Source organism: Mesorhizobium sp. M0410 (genome assembly GCF_040321435.1).
Classification (GTDB): Bacteria; Pseudomonadota; Alphaproteobacteria; order Rhizobiales; family Rhizobiaceae; genus Mesorhizobium.
Map to the genome: position 1 here is coordinate 188,011 of NZ_JAMYRN010000008.1, position 15,571 is coordinate 203,581.

General features: G+C 61.5%; 20 protein-coding genes. 10 read left to right on the top strand and 10 right to left on the bottom strand.

The genetic code is table 11. The annotated features are described in order from the left end of the window. The first annotated feature begins 11 nt into the window (after positions 1-11). Entirely contained in the window at positions 12-596 is a 585-nt protein-coding gene (locus NKI63_RS14210; protein WP_352706148.1) for a DUF1214 domain-containing protein, read from the top strand. Further along, positions 589-1,137, top strand: coding sequence for a DUF1254 domain-containing protein (locus NKI63_RS14215; RefSeq protein ID WP_254819944.1), 549 nt, complete (start codon positions 589-591; stop codon positions 1,135-1,137). Before NKI63_RS14210 ends, NKI63_RS14215 begins: the two co-directional genes overlap by 8 nt. A 14-nt stretch (positions 1,138-1,151) precedes the next feature. Here the strand turns inward: NKI63_RS14215 and NKI63_RS14220 are convergent, their stop codons facing one another. Then, on the bottom strand, positions 1,152-1,337 hold the full coding sequence (locus NKI63_RS14220; RefSeq protein ID WP_352507481.1) for a hypothetical protein: 186 nt from the start codon (positions 1,335-1,337) through the stop codon (positions 1,152-1,154). A 187-nt stretch (positions 1,338-1,524) separates the two neighbouring features. On the opposite strand from NKI63_RS14220, the gene NKI63_RS14225 reads away from it, so the two are divergent. Beyond that, on the top strand, positions 1,525-2,535 hold the full coding sequence (locus NKI63_RS14225; RefSeq protein WP_352821884.1) for a hypothetical protein: 1,011 nt from the start codon (positions 1,525-1,527) through the stop codon (positions 2,533-2,535). Positions 2,536-2,545: 10 nt separating this feature from the next. Here NKI63_RS14225 and NKI63_RS14230 read toward each other — a convergent pair whose 3' ends face one another. After that, positions 2,546-2,893, bottom strand: a complete 348-nt coding sequence (locus NKI63_RS14230; protein ID WP_254819941.1) for a DUF1491 family protein — start codon at positions 2,891-2,893, stop codon at positions 2,546-2,548. Positions 2,894-3,064: 171 nt separating this feature from the next. Here NKI63_RS14230 and NKI63_RS14235 point away from each other — a divergent pair, with 171 nt between their 5' ends. Continuing rightward, positions 3,065-3,325: a type II toxin-antitoxin system ParD family antitoxin gene (locus NKI63_RS14235; protein WP_254819940.1), complete on the top strand. Its 261-nt coding sequence runs from the start codon at positions 3,065-3,067 to the stop codon at positions 3,323-3,325. Beyond that, positions 3,318-3,608, top strand: coding sequence for a type II toxin-antitoxin system RelE/ParE family toxin (locus NKI63_RS14240; RefSeq protein ID WP_352821888.1), 291 nt, complete (start codon positions 3,318-3,320; stop codon positions 3,606-3,608). The genes NKI63_RS14235 and NKI63_RS14240 overlap by 8 nt, the downstream gene beginning before the upstream one ends. A 23-nt stretch (positions 3,609-3,631) precedes the next feature. On the opposite strand, the gene NKI63_RS14245 is transcribed toward NKI63_RS14240, so the two are convergent. Together NKI63_RS14245 and NKI63_RS14250 are read right to left on the bottom strand one after the other, a co-directional pair. Next, positions 3,632-4,405 carry a peptidoglycan-binding domain-containing protein gene (locus tag NKI63_RS14245; protein WP_352507479.1) on the bottom strand — a complete coding sequence of 258 codons (774 nt, stop codon included), beginning with the start codon at positions 4,403-4,405 and terminating at the stop codon, positions 3,632-3,634. Then, a complete protein-coding gene (locus tag NKI63_RS14250) occupies positions 4,380-6,125 on the bottom strand; it encodes an ATP-binding protein (protein WP_352822028.1) in 1,746 nt (581 codons plus the stop codon). The genes NKI63_RS14245 and NKI63_RS14250 overlap by 26 nt, the downstream gene beginning before the upstream one ends. Before the next feature lie 519 nt (positions 6,126-6,644). Here NKI63_RS14250 and NKI63_RS14255 point away from each other — a divergent pair. Further along, positions 6,645-7,013 (top strand): DUF5330 domain-containing protein, encoded by a 369-nt coding sequence (locus NKI63_RS14255; RefSeq protein WP_352647411.1) that lies wholly within the window; start codon positions 6,645-6,647, stop codon positions 7,011-7,013. 113 nt (positions 7,014-7,126) lie between these two features. Further along, a complete protein-coding gene (locus NKI63_RS14260) occupies positions 7,127-7,555 on the top strand; it encodes a SufE family protein (RefSeq protein WP_352822030.1) in 429 nt (142 codons plus the stop codon). Between the two features lie 104 nt (positions 7,556-7,659). Here NKI63_RS14260 and NKI63_RS14265 read toward each other — a convergent pair whose 3' ends face one another. Then, a complete protein-coding gene (locus NKI63_RS14265; RefSeq protein ID WP_023677844.1) occupies positions 7,660-8,085 on the bottom strand; it encodes a Ros/MucR family transcriptional regulator in 426 nt (141 codons plus the stop codon). Positions 8,086-8,499: 414 nt separating this feature from the next. Then, positions 8,500-8,871 carry an SH3 domain-containing protein gene (locus tag NKI63_RS14270; protein WP_352479517.1) on the bottom strand — a complete coding sequence of 124 codons (372 nt, stop codon included), beginning with the start codon at positions 8,869-8,871 and terminating at the stop codon, positions 8,500-8,502. Positions 8,872-8,986: 115 nt separating this feature from the next. On the opposite strand from NKI63_RS14270, the gene NKI63_RS14275 reads away from it, so the two are divergent. The 3 genes from NKI63_RS14275 to NKI63_RS14285 all read left to right on the top strand — a co-directional run bounded on the left by NKI63_RS14275 (position 8,987) and on the right by NKI63_RS14285 (position 12,332). Beyond that, positions 8,987-11,098 carry a S9 family peptidase gene (locus NKI63_RS14275; RefSeq protein WP_352821891.1) on the top strand — a complete coding sequence of 704 codons (2,112 nt, stop codon included), beginning with the start codon at positions 8,987-8,989 and terminating at the stop codon, positions 11,096-11,098. A gap of 79 nt (positions 11,099-11,177) precedes the next feature. Beyond that, the gene (locus NKI63_RS14280) at positions 11,178-11,804 is read left to right on the top strand and encodes a LysE family translocator (RefSeq protein ID WP_352821893.1); all 627 of its coding nucleotides are present in this window, start codon (positions 11,178-11,180) and stop codon (positions 11,802-11,804) included. 144 nt (positions 11,805-11,948) lie between these two features. Continuing rightward, positions 11,949-12,332 (top strand): SET domain-containing protein, encoded by a 384-nt coding sequence (locus tag NKI63_RS14285; RefSeq protein WP_254819935.1) that lies wholly within the window; start codon positions 11,949-11,951, stop codon positions 12,330-12,332. Positions 12,333-12,343: 11 nt separating this feature from the next. Here NKI63_RS14285 and NKI63_RS14290 read toward each other — a convergent pair whose 3' ends face one another. The 4 genes from NKI63_RS14290 to NKI63_RS14305 form a co-directional block, all read right to left on the bottom strand. Beyond that, positions 12,344-13,294 carry a cytochrome c gene (locus tag NKI63_RS14290; RefSeq protein WP_352821896.1) on the bottom strand — a complete coding sequence of 317 codons (951 nt, stop codon included), beginning with the start codon at positions 13,292-13,294 and terminating at the stop codon, positions 12,344-12,346. A 9-nt stretch (positions 13,295-13,303) separates the two neighbouring features. Then, complete coding sequence (locus NKI63_RS14295) at positions 13,304-13,747, bottom strand: c-type cytochrome (RefSeq protein ID WP_352821899.1); 444 nt, start codon at positions 13,745-13,747, stop codon at positions 13,304-13,306. A gap of 175 nt (positions 13,748-13,922) precedes the next feature. Continuing rightward, complete coding sequence (locus NKI63_RS14300) at positions 13,923-14,519, bottom strand: superoxide dismutase (RefSeq protein ID WP_023677850.1); 597 nt, start codon at positions 14,517-14,519, stop codon at positions 13,923-13,925. Between the two features lie 107 nt (positions 14,520-14,626). Continuing rightward, the gene (locus NKI63_RS14305; RefSeq protein WP_352479513.1) at positions 14,627-15,505 is read right to left on the bottom strand and encodes a branched-chain amino acid aminotransferase; all 879 of its coding nucleotides are present in this window, start codon (positions 15,503-15,505) and stop codon (positions 14,627-14,629) included. Between the last annotated feature and the right edge of the window lie 66 nt (positions 15,506-15,571).

Sequence of the window (15,571 nt, forward strand, 5' to 3'; positions counted from 1 at the left end):
CTCGGCTCCTCATGCTCAAGAACGCCTTCCTGACGCTGCTTTCGCTTGCCATCGCCATCGGTGGCGGTGGCGCCAGCGTCTGGTACGCGCTGAAGCTGCAGGATGGCGTCGGCGCCATCAGGATCGGCCAATGGACCGCCTTCCCGGATATCGGCACGCCGACGGCGGATCCCTATTCCAAGGCCCGCGTGGCTCGCGAAGGCGTGCTGGCGCTTGGACAGGCGGAAGGACTGTCCTTCATAGCCGAACGCGATTCCGGCGGCGAACAGCTCAAGCGGCAATGCGCCTACAAGATTGCGGGCGGTTTTCCCACCGCCCGGTTCTGGACGCTTTATGCCGCCGACCAGTCGCTTGGGGTGGTCGAGACCGGCACGCCGAGGCCGGCTGCGCTGCAGTCCTATCAAGTGCTGCGCCAGGCCGACAATTCGGTGGTCATTTCCGTCGGCAGCCGCCCTGCGCCCGGCAACTGGCTGCTGACCAGCGGCGCCGGCAAGATGTATTTGGTGCTCACGTTCTACGACACACCGATCGCCAGCAGCACCGGTCTGTCGGACGTCACGCTACCACAAATCCAGAAGGTCGGCTGCAATGCGTAGCCTGCTGCATGCCGTGCTGCTCGGCCTGCTCGGCGCCGGCATCGTGCACATCGTCGTGCTGCTGCTCGTCCCCGAGTTCTCCGAACGCGACGCCTGGTCGCGATTGGCCATGGCCTCGGATCTCTACAAGATGACCAGGCTCGACGCGGAAGCCGGCGGCGCGCCGGTGGTGAAATCGGTCGATCCGCTGTTTTATGCGGCGGCTTGCCGCTTCGACCTTGCCGAGGGGATGGTGCGGGTCAAGGCGCCGGGCAAGGTGCCGTTCTGGTCGATATCGGTCTACGACCGCGGCGGCCATAACATCTACTCGTTCAACGACCACAGTGCGACCGCAGGCGTGCTGGACACCGTTGTGCTGACGCCGGCCCAGATGATCGAAGTCCGCAAGGACCTTCCCGAGGAACTGCAAGGAGCCATCTTCGTCGAGGCGCCGATAGAGGAAGGCGTGTTCGTCATCCGTTCGTTCGTGCCCGACGACAGTTGGAAGCCGATCGTCTCGCGGTTTCTCGAACAGAGTTCCTGCGAACTGCAGGATTTTTAGGCCGGTTCCGATGCTCAGTGGTGCGGTACCGGCAATGTTCCCGACGGTCCCGGCTTGTCGGGGCCGGTCGGCCGCGTTTCGCCCGTCAGCGGCCGCTGCTCGTAGCGCACCCCGGGAAATATGATCACTGCCGCCGGCGCGGCTTGTTGTGCTCGATTGGTTGCCGCCGTTCGCGGCACGAAATACAGTACCATGCCCATGGTTCGCGTATTCCTCTCGGTTGCCCCGGAGCACAACGCAACGCCTCCATAGTCGATTAAGAAGGCAGTAGGTTAACGGAGCGCTAACGGATCGCCGCTAAATTGATCTTTGTTCTTGGGAAACGCGAAACCGGTACAGCCCGGCAGAGCGCCCTCCAGATCGTGTCGAGTGTCGGGCGTATCCTTCGTGTCAGCTTCGGATTTCAGGCAAATCGCAGCAGGAGCTGAATCGGGAAAGGCCGAAAGGCTGTTTCGCGCCGCGGTATCGGCATTCTGTTCGCTCACCCGCCCTTCGCGCCGGGAGATCGCGCAGCTCGAAGACCTGACGCTGCCGCTTTTCGAGAATGTCTCGGTCGAATCGCGCCGCTACGTCGCAGCGGCCCTTTCCGAATGCGAATATGCACCCGCCGCGCTGGTGCGGCGGCTTTGCCAGGAGCGGGTCGACATCGCCGCTCCGCTACTCATCCGCTCGCGTGCCCTCAGCGACATCGACCTGATCGCGCTGATCGGGCGTCACGGCCTGCCGCATGCCCGTGCCATTGCCCGCCGCAAGGATCTCAACCAAACCATCGCCGATCTCATCAAAGTGCTTGAAAGGCCGACGCTGGTGCGGTCGCAGCAGCAGCCGGAAGCAACTGCCATTGCCCCGTCCGAAAACGCGGAAATGGTCGCGAGCGACGCAAACAGACAAGAGACGGCCGACGCCGCCGAAACCGTACGCCGCCGGTTGCGATCCATGATGCGCTCCGAGCGCGGCACCGCCATCAGACCGTTCGTCGAGCCACAAACCTACGTCAAGCTGCGCGAAACCGCGCTGACCGGCAATGCGGCATTCTTTCAGACAGCGCTCGCCGATGCGCTCGAAGTCGATTTTTCAACGGCGCGGACGCTCACCGCGAGCCAAAATTACACACCGCTACTTTTCGCCTTGCGCGCGCTCGACCTCAGCGAAGACAAGGCGTTCCTGATCACGGCTGCCATCTATCCGACCGAGTTTCCGCACCCGCAGGCGATCCGCATCTTCCTCGACCGCTACCGCCTGCTGCACCGCGACGCTGCGTTGGACAGGCTCCGCGGCTGGAAGGCCGACACCGTGTCGAAAATCGTTCGCAAGCCCGGGCGCGTCGCGGCAAATGCCGACCTGCGCAAGCCGAACAGCGCCGATGTAACCGCCACCCCAAAGGCGCTTCGCATCTGAAGGCTTGCCGTTACGACGCCTTGACCGAGATAAGCTCCTCGACGGGAACGACGCCCGCCTCGATCTCGATCACCCAGATATCCGGATCGAATTTCTTCTCGCGCTCCAGCTGCGCGTCGAAAATGGCGGCATCGTCGCCTTCGCCAAGCAGACTGAAAAAACGGTCGTCCGGCCTGGCCGAATCGTAGCTCGTCTGCGGCGCCGGCCCGAACAGCGCCATCTCTCCTAGCCGGCCACGCGCCAACACGAAAACTGCGCCGGCTTCCGTGGCGCCGCGCTTGACCACGGCGGCAAAGCCGCCGGCGCTAAAAACCCGGCGCAACAGGGCCGACACCCACAGATCGGTGGTTACCCGCATGGCGGGACCCTGTACGATTTCGGGTTTGTGGTGTCGAGATTCTCACTTATTCGCGAGCAACGGTTGGCCATCAAAGCAAGTCCCGGAATGCGACGATTTACCAACAAAGTCTAACAAAACTTGTTGGCCTCTGTGAAAAATGCTATAGTGCCCGGTATGAAAGCCCAGCCCATGCGCACTCTTACTGTGTCGCTTACCCCCAAGCAGGCCGCCCGTCTACAAGACGCCGTGAACAGCGGAGACTATGCTTCCAACAGTGAAATCGTCAGGGAAGCACTACGTCTATGGGAGCAGCGCGAGGAATTCCGCACTCTTGAACTGGAACGCCTCAAAAGGGCCTATGACGAAGGGATGGCAAGTGGCGAAGGTCAACACGTAAATCGTACGGCTTTCTTACGCGCTCTGAAGGCCGAACGCGCAGTCCGTGGCTGAATACCGGCTCACCCCGCGAGCTTCTCAGGATTTGCGAGATATTTGGCATCACATTGCCGTCGATAACGAGAAGACGGCTGACAAGCTGATCGGACGCATTTTCGACAGGCTGGAATTGGCTTGCGAGCACGCCAAAATGGGCGCAGCTCGACCGGAATTGAGCGCCACCGCCCGCATTCTGGTCGAGGGGCGCTACATCGTGATTTACGAGCCCATGCCCTACGGCGTGTTAGCCGTGGCGATAGTCCATGGAATGCGTGACCCGGAGCAATGGCTTAAATAGGCCGGGAGACTAGGTTTCGGCCCTCAGTTGGTCAGGCCGATCTCGCGCATCTTGACGTAGACGATCTCGTCTGGCTCGCCGGTCTCCGGCAAGCCGAACAGCGCCTGGAATTCCTTGATCGCGGCCTTGGTGCGCGCGCCTACGACGCCATCCAATTGCATGTCCTCATTGCCGAACGCTTTCAGTCCGGCCTGGATCTTGACGATGCGGGGATCAGGCGTTTGCGCTGCTGCATTTGCTGGTGCGGATACCGGAATGGCGGCCGGAGCAGCGGCCGTTTCGACCGGCCGCGGCACGGGATGCGGAACCACGGCCGCGGTCTTTGGCGTGGCGCCCAGTTGATCCAGCAGGACGCCGTCGATCTCGCCGGAGGCATTCAATCCGACTTTCTGCTGATAGGCCTGGATGGCCTTGCGCGTATTCGGTCCGGGAATACCGTCGATGGTGCCGGAATAGAAATCGAGATCCTTCAAGATGCCCTGGACCTGCTCGACGACCGGGTCGCTCTTGATCGGCGCAGCGGCCGGACGCACGATATTGATGGTGGTTTCGGGCTCATCGCTATCCGCCCGCGGAAAGCGTTCGATGCTTCTGGTAGCGAAAAACGCTCCGGCATGCGGAAAGGGCTGGTACCAAAGCGCGTTCGCCGAGACGTAGAACAGCGTCACCAGGAACGCGGTGGAGCCGCCGACCACAACAGGATTGCGCGAGATCAGGCTGCCCAGCGCCATCGCTCCGTGCTCGAAGGCATTGCCGCGGCGTTTGACCGCCTTAGGCTGTTTTGCGGAGCGACCCATTGCTCTCCCCTTTGCCACCGTCCGCCTTGGCTTTGACCGCGGACATCGGCACCACGCCGGTCTTCTCCGCCGAGCGGCGCGTCGGGCCGCTCACGGGAAGGCTGATCGTCACCGTGGTGCCCTCGCCCGGCATGCTTTCGATCGACATTGTGCCCTCGTGCAGCGCCACCAGCCCCTTCACCAGCGAAAGCCCGAGCCCTGTGCCTTCGAAACGGCGGGTATAGTCGTTCTGGATCTGCATGAACGGCTTGCCGAGATTGGCGAAATCTTCCTCGGCGATGCCGATGCCGGTGTCCCGGACCCAGAAATGCAGCCGCGAGCCGATGCGCTTGGCGCCGATGACGACATTGCCGCCTTCAGGCGTGAACTTGATCGCGTTAGAGACGAGATTGATCAGGATCTGCTGCACGGCGCGACGGTCGGCATTTATTTCGCCTGCGTCCGGCGCGATCTGGGCCTGCAGATCGATGGCCTTTGCCTCGGCTTGCAGGCGCATCATCGACTGGCACATCTCGACCGCTTCGCGGAAGCGGAACGGTTCCGGTTCGGTCGCGTAGGCGCCCGATTCGATCCGCGATACGTCGAGTATCGAGGTGACGACGGCAAGCAAGTGCTGGCCCGAATCCCTGACCAAGCCGACATATTCCTTCTGGCGCGGATCCTTGAAGCTGCCGAACATCTCGTGCAGCAGCATGTCGGAAAAGCCAATGATGGCATTGAGCGGGGTGCGCAACTCATGGCTGACGACGGCAAGGAAGCGTCCTTTCGCCACCTCGGCCGAAGCAGCCGCCTCGTTGGCAGCGGCAAGCTCCTGGCGCAGTCCGGCCAGTTCATCGTTCTCGCGCAGAAGAAGCGTGAAGACAGTCTCCTGCCCAGGCGCGCACATCATCTCGAGCGAAAACGGCTGGTAGTTGTCGGCCGTCACGCCGCTGCTCTGCGGCAGCCGGACGCGAAGATCGAGCCGGCGCGACAGGGCGCCCTCGCGCATATCGGCCAGCGCACTGAGATATGGGACGCGGTCGGACAGATGGATGCGATCGAAAAGTCCGGTGCCGAAAAGCAGCTCCGGTGGCAGCCTCAGCATCGTGCGTGCCTTAGCCGAGGCGTCCAGAACCTCGCCATGCGCAGCGATTCGCAGCACGACGGCGTCGATCAGGTCTTCGAGCCGGTCGCTGCGGGCCGGATCGAGCTGAGCGCTGGCGGTGGCACGAAGTGAAGCGACACGCGGAATGAGCGTGAGCGCCCAGGCCAACGGCACCAGCCAGTGCCATGCGGCGATTTCGGTCTGGCCGAGCGGCAAGACGGAACCGGCTAAAGGCTGCAGCAAGACTGCGACAAGGGCCGAGATGGCGCCCCAGATCACGGCACGCCGCGACTGGCCGATCCACCAGGCTTCAAACGGCAGCGCCACCGCGAGCAAGGCAACCGGCGAGGCCACACCGCCGGCGGCAGCGATAAGGGCACCCAGGGCAACACTGCCGACGACCAAGGCTAGTTGGCCGGCCAGGGTCATCTTGCCCGATGCAGCCACCAGCAGGGCGGCGAACCAGCAAAGGCCGAACGCCGCAAAGATCGCAGCCACAGTCACGGCCGCGCCCATGCCCGACGTGACCAGCGTCACCGCTGCACCCGCGCTGAAGAACGGAGCCGCCAGCATGACGCCAATGAACCGGCTCTCACGGCGGCGGTCGTCCTGGCCGAGGACGGACGGATGAACCATCCGTTCGCAACCGGCGGCTATCGCGCCCGGCAACTCGGCGTATCTGGCCTTGATCGCACTCAACTCAACGCACCCGGTCGTGAACGGCCCTGCTTTGCAGGCGGCTTTTGTCGATCCGAAACTCGCATCCAGCGTTTAAGGAATGGATAAGGCTGCGCCGATCGTCCCCCGGCAGGCTGCAAATATCGGGATACCGGCGGGGAAAAACCGGGGCACTTGCCGCCATAGTAAACGGAGCGTTATCCGGACCACCCGCGCCTAAGCTTGCGGCCAATCGCACCAAACTGTCACCAATGCAAAAAATAACGAGTAAAAACAGCGCGTTGTATGGTAATCATTTGCTGAATGAAATATGAACCATTCGAGGCAAATGAACTTCAAAACGCTTTGTTTCGAATCTGCCTAAAATTTGAGGAAAACTGTTGCTTTCGGGACAAGCCGTCCTTTGCGCCTCCGTGCCAGTATCGCGGTACAAGGGTCGTGCGGTTCGGAGGCATGACCGTCATAAAGGACAGACAGATGGGCTTTCTGATAAGAGCTGCTTTCTGGTTTTCGCTGGTGCTTCTGGCGCTGCCGCTGGGTGTCGGCGCCGATGATGCGGGCCGCGAAAGCGTTGGGCCGCTCCAGGCTCTGTTTGCGGCGCGCGAAGCCGTCGGCGATATCGCCGGCATCTGCGAGCGCAAGCCGGACGTGTGCGAGACCGGCAAATCGGCAATGCACACAATTACCGCAAGGGCAAAGGAGACCGCCAAGATCGCGGCCGCCATGCTGGACGACAAAACCCCTGAACCAGATACGGTGACGACCACCGGCAGCGTGCCCGAGGAAATCGTCTTGCCTGCGAAAGTCGATCTGCCGGCGAAACTGCACTTGCCGGCGAAGAACTGAGACGGTTTCGGCCGAATTCGTCGCCAGACCGCAAGGCTCCCCGCTCTCGGCGCCTGCGGCGTTTCTCCTCTTTTTCCGTGACGTGGCAGCGCCGGATGACTATATCCGGGGTGATGACTACGACGATCCAGACCATCCGCGACGACTTTTCCCTGCTCGACGAGTGGGAAGACCGCTATCGCTATGTGATTGAACTGGGTGAAGCGCTGCCGCCGTTTCCCGACGAGCAACGCACACAAGCCAACAAGGTGCCCGGCTGCGTCAGCCAGGTCTGGTTGACCACCGAACAGGGCGGGGGTGCCGACCCCGTTATCACCTTCAAGGGCGATTCCGACGCCCATATCGTGCGCGGTCTGGTCGCCATCATGCTGGCGCTGTTTTCGGGACGGCCGGCCAGCGAAATACAGAGGACCGACGCAGAGGCAACATTGAAGGCGCTCGGACTTGACGAGCACCTGTCGCCGCAGCGCGCCAATGGCCTTCGCTCGATGGTCAAGCGCATCAAACGTGACGCCGAAGCAGCGTTGAAGCAGACCGCCTGACCGGACGGCAGTTGCCGGCAGCATGGCGGGTTCGACCTTTGACCCCATAATACAAAACGGCGCCCGCAGGCGCCGTTTGAGTGTCAAACCCGAAGAGCCGGTTATCAGCGTCCCTTGCGCTTGCGGCCGAGACCCATCTTCTTGGCGAGCTGCGAACGGGCGGCCGCATAATTGGGCGCAACCATCGGATAGCTCGGGTCCAGGTTCCACTTTTCGCGATACTGGTCGGGCGTGAGATCATAGTGGGTCATCAAGTGACGCTTGAGCGACTTGAACTTCTTGCCGTCTTCGAGACAGATGATGTAGTCGTCATGCACCGAACGCTTCGGATTTACCGCCGGCTTCTGCTTGTCGGCAGGCGGCTGCTCGGCGGCCCCGCCGACGCGCCCCAAAGCGGCATGGACATCGGCAATGAGGTTCGGCAATTCGCCGACCGGCACGGGATTGTTGCTGACATAGGCGGCCACCACGTCGGCGGTAAGCTCGATCAGCGCGTCACTGTTTCTGGAAGGTGTTTCGGTAATATCCATGGCATTCAGGCCCCAACGAGAATTGTTTCTGTTTGCGCCCGTTTCGATAGTTGGGCATCGCGCGAACTTGTGCAGGAAAAAGCCTCCGCGATTCGCGTCGCGGCACCTTAATGGGCCTTGGCGTCAAGTAAGTCAATTCGCTTCTTGCGCTCTATTCAGCGATGCAAGTCAAATCTTTCATATTCAGCTTCACTCTTTCGTGCAGAGTGTAAACTTGCCGTTTTTTCTGGTCAGACCAGCATCGACTGACGCGGCGGCAAGCAGCCATTACACAGACTGCAGCAGGTAAATAGACCTCAATGCTTGATCCAGCCGGCAGCATTACAGCCTGGCCAATCGGCGGATTCAGTAAAATCATAGGTTGCGAAACATTACTGTTGCTCGTGAGCCGTCGGCCGGGAGCGGCGTGCCGCGTCACTGAAACGGGGTGATGTATTTTCCGTAGACCCAGCCGGTGACGAACTGGCCGTTCTGTGCCGGATCATGCCAGACTTGGCACCAGTGATTGCGGATCTTCTGTTTCTGCTGCCAGTACGAATGGTTGGCGAGATTCAGCAGATTTATCCCACCGGTGCATTTGCCGGTCATCTGCAGAACCGTCCCGTTGGGATAGGCGGCCTGCTTCTGCGAAGTTCCCGAAGGATATTTGCGCACATTGAGTGTGTCGCCGAACGGCACATTGGCCACTTGCCAAGCCGCAAAGGCAGTTGCATGAGAATGACCGGCATTGGCCAGGGTCGTCGCAGCGACGGCGAGGGCCGCGACAGTCCGAGAAAAAATGTTCATTGTCCTCTCCTCCAGCCCGTCCCCTCGAGCCACCACGACAATAGATCATAGCCGCTGAACCCGCGCTGATCGGCGTGTTCATTCGCTATTCAAGTAACTTCCACAGCGAGACGCAATGACCAGAACCCCAGTGTTTCCGACCGCCACCCCACCGCAGCCGGAGAAACGGCCGATCTTCGACACGCATCACGGCATGACGCGGACGGACGACTATGCTTGGCTGAGGGCCACCAATTGGCAAGAGATGTTCAGGGATCCGTCTCTGCTCGACGGCCAAATCCGCGCCCACCTCGAAGCCGAGAATGCTTACCAGGCGGCGCTGATGGCCGATACGGCTCAGCTGCAGAAGCAGCTTTTCGCGGAAATGAAGGGGCGTATCAAGGAAGATGATTCCTCTGTGCCTATGAAGGATGGGCCCTATGCCTACGGCTCCTCCTTCAAGCTTGGCGGCCAGCAGCCGCGTTATTTCCGCACGGCGCGCGACGGCGGCGACAAGCAGATATTGCTCGACGGCGATGCCGAGGCCGAGGGTAAACCCTATTTCCGGCTGGGCGGCGTCGATCATTCGGACGACCACAGCAAGCTGCTCTGGGCCTTCGACGACAAGGGTTCCGAATTCTACACGCTGCGCGTCCGCGATCTCGCCGGCGGCAACGACCTGGCGGATAGGGTTCCGGACACCGGCGGTGGCGGTGTTTGGGATGCCGGCAATGACGGGTTTTTCTACACTCGCCTCGACCCCAACCACCGGCCTTCCAAAGTGCTGTTCCATGCGCTTGGTGACAGTCCTGAAAACGACCGGCTGATCTACGAGGAAACTGATCCCGGCTTCTTCATGGATGTCGGCGGCACGCGCTCCAACGAGTGGATCATGATCGGCATCAACGACCATGAGACCTCGGAATACCGAATCATGAGCGCCAACGATCCGTTCGCAGAGCCGAAGCTGGTTGCAGCGCGCCAGACCGGCCTGCAGTACGAGCTCGAGGAAGGCGGCGACATCTTCTTCATCCTCACCAATGCCGACGGTGCCAAGGACTTCAAGATCATGACGGCGCCGGCGCATGATCCGGTGCGCGCCAACTGGCAGGAACTGGTGCCGCACGAAGCGGGCCGGCTGATCCTTTCGGTGATCGGCTTCAAGGACCACATGGTCCGGCTCGAGCGCAAGGAAGGCCTGCCGCGCATCGTCGTACACGACCGCAAGAGCGGCGAGGAGCACCTGATCTCCTTCGACGAGGAAGCCTTCTCGCTCGGCCTGTCCGGCTCCTACGAATACGACACCGAGATCATGCGCTTTTCCTATTCGTCGATGACGACCCCGGCGCAGGTCTTCGATTACAACATGCGCACCCGCGAGCGAGTGCTGCTCAAGACCCAGGAAGTGCCGTCCGGCCACGACCCGGAGCACTACGTCACGCGCCGGCTGATGGCGCCTGCCGCCGACGGCGAACTGGTGCCGATCTCGCTCCTCCATCACCGCGACACGCCGCTCGACGGGTCGGCGCCGTGCCTGCTTTACGGCTACGGCTCCTACGGCATCACCGTGCCGGCCGCGTTCAATACCAATCTGTTTTCGCTGGTCGACCGCGGCTTTGTCTACGCGATAGCCCATGTTCGCGGCGGCAAGGACAAGGGCTATGGCTGGTACGACGACGGCAAGCGGGCGAACAAGATGAACACGTTCACCGACTTCATCGCGGTCGCTCAGCACCTCGTCGCCGAACGCTATACGCAGCATGACCGCATCGTCGCGCAAGGCGGTTCGGCCGGCGGCATGCTGATGGGGGCGGTCGCCAACATGGCGCCGCAATGTTTCGGCGCCATCATCGCCGAAGTTCCCTTCGTCGACGTGCTCTCCACCATGCTCGACGCCAGCCTGCCGCTGACGCCGCCGGAATGGCCGGAATGGGGCAATCCGATCGCTTCGGCGGAGGATTACCGGACCATCGCCGCCTATTCACCCTACGACAATGTCGCCGCACTCGACTATCCGCCGATTCTGGCGCTGGCCGGCCTGACCGACCCGCGCGTCACTTATTGGGAGCCGGCCAAATGGGTAGCGCGGTTGCGCGACCGCAAGACAGGTGAGAATCCGGTGCTGTTCAAGATCAACATGGATTCAGGCCATGCCGGCGCCTCTGGCCGGTTTTCGAGGCTGGAGGAAATCGCCTTCACCTATGCCTTTGCGCTCAAGGTGACAGGGAAGGCCGAGCTTGCCGCGTGAACACCGCGGATAGGCAGGTATTGCTTGCTGTTCCGCTACATGCCTTCATTGAGGATGGAAGTTGCGGAGAAGCCCACCAATGATCGATCTTGCCACATTGATTGCGTATGTCGCGGTTGTGCTTGGCTTTGTTTTCATCCCGGGTCCTGCCACCCTTTTGACCGTGGCGCGAGCAACCAGCTCTGGAACCAGGGTGGGCATCGCGACCGGCGCGGGGATCGCGGCCGGCGACGTGGTTCACACCTTCATGGCGATCGTCGGCATTTCGGCGATCATTGCCACGTCGGGGGCGCTTTTCAGCATAGTGAAGTACATCGGCGCAGCCTACCTCATTTATCTCGGCGTTCGCGCGATCATCGAGAAAACGCCTGCCTATCCGGCCGCCGGCGCACTTGCGATCCCCGCTGCCAAAGCATTTCGGCAGGCTGTTTTGACCGAGATTCTCAACCCCAAGACCGCGCTTTTCTTCCTTGCATTTCTTCCGCAGTTTGTGCGGCCTGAAAACGGATCGGTGATGCTTCAACTGGCGACATTGGGCGTGATCTTTGTTCTGTTGGGCCTCGTCAGCACGGTGGTTTTCGCCGTGGGTGCGGGCGGCCTCGGCGCTTTCCTGCGCCGAAACCCGACGGTGCTGAGATGGCAGGGCAAGGCTGTCGGCTGCATCTATTGCGTCTTGGGCATCCGGCTGGCGCTGCAACAGCGCTAGGGTCTCGACATGCGACGCCGCATGAGGCTTCGGATACTGGGCAGGCACAGTTGATTTTCCGCTCGCAATTGCAAAGGTCGCGCGCTACCCAATGCGCGGCCTTTTCACGGTCGCCGCCAACACTCAATCACCCAGGGATCTGCCATGTTGCTCGTCGATGTCTATCTCGACAAATCGCCCATCCAGGGCATCGGCGTCTTTGCCAAGAACCACATTCCCCGAGGCACGCTGGTCTGGAAGCTCGACCCGAAATACGACCGCCGCATCGAGGTGACGACCTACGAGCGGGAAACCGGGCCGGTGAAAACCTATCTTGACCGCTACGCCTACCCGGACCGGTGCGACCCGAACTACATCGTCTTCGAAGCCGACGATGCGCGCTACATGAACCATGCCGACGACCCGAATTGCGACGTCTCGCAGCCGGAGGAGACCTATGCCTTGCGAGACATTGCGCCTGGCGAGGAAATGACCTGCGACTACAATCACTTCTTCGAAACCGGCTTCGACTTTCTCGGCGACCGCTGACGCAACGACCGTCAGCTCGCCGGCTTCTTGCGCGCCGGATAGCCGTTGGGGTGCGGCGGCACGGCTTTCAGATAGGCGGCGATCGCCGCGCGGTCCTCCGGGGTCAGCACGGCCATGTTCCGTTGCACGTCGACCATTGCGCCGCCGACCGTATCGAAATCCGGCGTGAAGCCGGTTTCGAGATAGTTGGCGATGTCAGCTTCGGACCAGTCGGCAATGCCGCCCTCGCCCGACGTGATGTTCGGCACGATGCCGCTGCCTTCGGCGGCGGCCGCACCTGCCAGCCACTGACTCTTCCTGGTGCCGCCGGCAAGGTCCCGCGGCGTGTGGCATTCGCCGCAATGACCGGGGCCTTCGACCAGATAACGGCCTGTCAACACCGGGTCCGCTGTGCCGTCGGGAAAGGAAACGACCGGCTGGTCACTCAAATAGAGCAGCTTCCACAAGCCAAGACCGCGTCGGATATTCAAGGGAAATACCAGCGAATTGGCGGGCGCCTTGCCGGCGACCGCGGGCAAGGTCTTCAGGAATGCATAGAGATCGGCAATGTCGGCCGGCTTCATGCGCGCGTACGAAGTATAGGGAAATGCCGGATAAAGATGCTCGCCCGACGGTGATACGCCCTTCAGCATGGCGTTGGCAAAGTCCTCGACGGACCAGGCGCCGATGCCGTCCCTGGCATCCTGCGATATGTTCGGCGGCACGAAGGTGCCGAACGGCGTCTTGAGCTCGAGGCCGCCGACCAGCTGAAGGCGGGCGTCGCCTTGCGAGCCGGGCTTGGCATGACAGGACGTGCAGCCGCCGGCGTAGAAGATGCGCTTGCCCCTGGCAGCGTCGCCGGGACCAAGCTCAGCCAGCGTTGCGGCATCGAGCCTGACCGGAGCCGACAGGAACCAGCCGGCAATCGCGGCCGCGCCGCCCAGAACGAGGGCGGCGCCGGCAAGTTTCTTCAGCAAGCGCATTGCCCGCCATCAGCCTTTTTTCACCCTGTAGTTTTGATGACAGTTGCCGCAGCCGCCGCCGATGGTGTTGAACTGTGCCTTCAACGCCTCGGCGTCCGCAGGTGCTGCGGCGACCGCTGCCTTGACGTCTGCGAGGTACTTGCCTTCAGCCGTCTTGAAGCCGGCCATGTCCTGCCAGATCTTGGGAGACGCCGTGGTGTCGCCGGTGTCGCTGCCCGCCGGGAAAAGCGTGTCGACGCCGGCATGGAATTTCTCGGCATTGGCCTGCAGTGCCTGCAACGCGGTCAGCACCGAAGCTGCGTCGTAGGGCGTCTCGCCCTTGACCACTTTCGACAAGCCGGCGGCAATCTTGCCACGTTCCTTCATCAGGGCCTGCCGGTCAGCAACCGGGTCGGCAAACGCCGCCGAACCGACGAAGGCGAGCATCGAGATGGCGAGGATAAGCTTTCTCATTCACTTGGCTCCATGTTGAAGGCAATTCAGGATACGGTCCCACCCGATGACAAACGGCAAGGATGGCTTAAAAATTCCGGCGCTTCGCCTCACGCTTGCGTGAAATTTTTGCAGCTGTCGTTTCTGATGCTGAAAAAGAAAAGCCCCGGTTCTGCCGGGGCTTTTCTGGAACGGATCAGGCCTTTTCGTAGAGTTCGAGCACATAGTCCCAGTTGATGAGACTGTCGACGAAGGCTTCGAGGTATTTCGGCCGGGCGTTGCGATAATCGATGTAATAGGAATGTTCCCAAACATCGACGCCGAGGATCGGCGTCGCGCCATGGACGAGCGGGTTCTCGCCATTCGGCGTCTTCGAGATCGCCAGCTTGCCGTCCTTGACCGAAACCCAGGCCCAGCCCGAACCGAACTGTGTGGTGCCGGCGGCGATGAAGTCGGCCTTGAACTTGTCGTAGCCACCAAGATCGCTGTCGACCGCCTTTTGCAATGCGCCCGGCAGCTTGTTGCCACCGCCGCCCTTCTTCATCCATTTCCAGAAATGGATGTGATTGTAGTGCTGGGCGGCATTGTTGAAGAGGCCCGCATTCTTGCCGAAGGACTGTTTGACGGCCTCTTCGACCGACAAATCGCCCATGCCCGCCTCGGCGGCCAGCTTGTTGCCGTTGTCGACATAGGCCTTATGGTGCTTGTCGTGGTGATATTCCAGCGTTTCCTTTGACATATAAGGCTGCAAGGCCTCGTAATCATAGGGCAATGCGGGCAATTCAAAAGCCATCTGTCGTACTCCCTCGTGGAAAAATCCGGTGTCGATACCGGACTAACATAGGACTGGATTGGTCTGGAACAACTCCGGAAACGAAGCGCCGGCCGCTTTTTAGCGGGTCAGCCGGGCGAAGTCGAATGCGCCCATTCCCAATAGAGTTCGCGCGCCTTCTTGGCCACTGGTCCGGGCTGCAGATTGCGCTCCTCGATACGGGTGACCGGCACGACTTTCGAGTGGTTTCCGGTCGAGAAGATTTCGTCCGCCTCGAGAAAATCGCGGATCGACAGCGTCTTTTCGGTCGTCGTGAAGCCGTATTCGCCCAGCAGGGCCATCGTGCGCGCGCGGGTAATGCCGGACAGGAAGGTGCCGTTCGGCGCCGGCGTCAGGACATGGCCGTCCTTGACCAGAAAAATATTCGAGGTGCCGGTCTCGGCGACATTGCCCAGCATGTCGAGCACCAGCGCATTGTCGAAGCCGCGCATCTTGGCTTCGAGGATAGCCCGGCCGTTGTTGGGATAAAGGCAGCCGGCCTTGGCGTTGGTCGGCATGGTTTCGATGGTCGGGCGCCGGAACGGCGACACCGTCACCGAAAACCCCGCCGGCGAGATCATCGGCGATTCGTAGAGGCAAAGGCAGAAACGCGTCGAGGCCGGGTCGGCCGGCACGCCCATATAGCCGCCATGCTCGGCCCAATACATCGGCCTGATGTAGACTGCTGTCTTGCCGTCGAACTTCTTCAGCCCGTCCCAGGTCAGGCCGACGATCTTGTCGGTGCTCATCGTCGGCTTCAGGCCGAGCGCGATCGCCGAGGCATTGACCCGCGCTGCATGGCGATCGAGATCGGGAGCGACACCCTCGAACCAGCGGGCGCCGTCGAACACGCTGGTGCCGAGCCACATGGCGTGGCTGCGCGGCCCTAGAATGGCAACATTGCCCTCGTACCAGTCGCCGTCGACGAAGGTCCATGTCGCGGATTGCGCCGCAGTCGCCAGTGTCATTGCCAGGTTCCGTTCAATGCTTGTTGCGGCGCATTGGAAGATGCTTTGGCGGCCGCCGTCAACCGG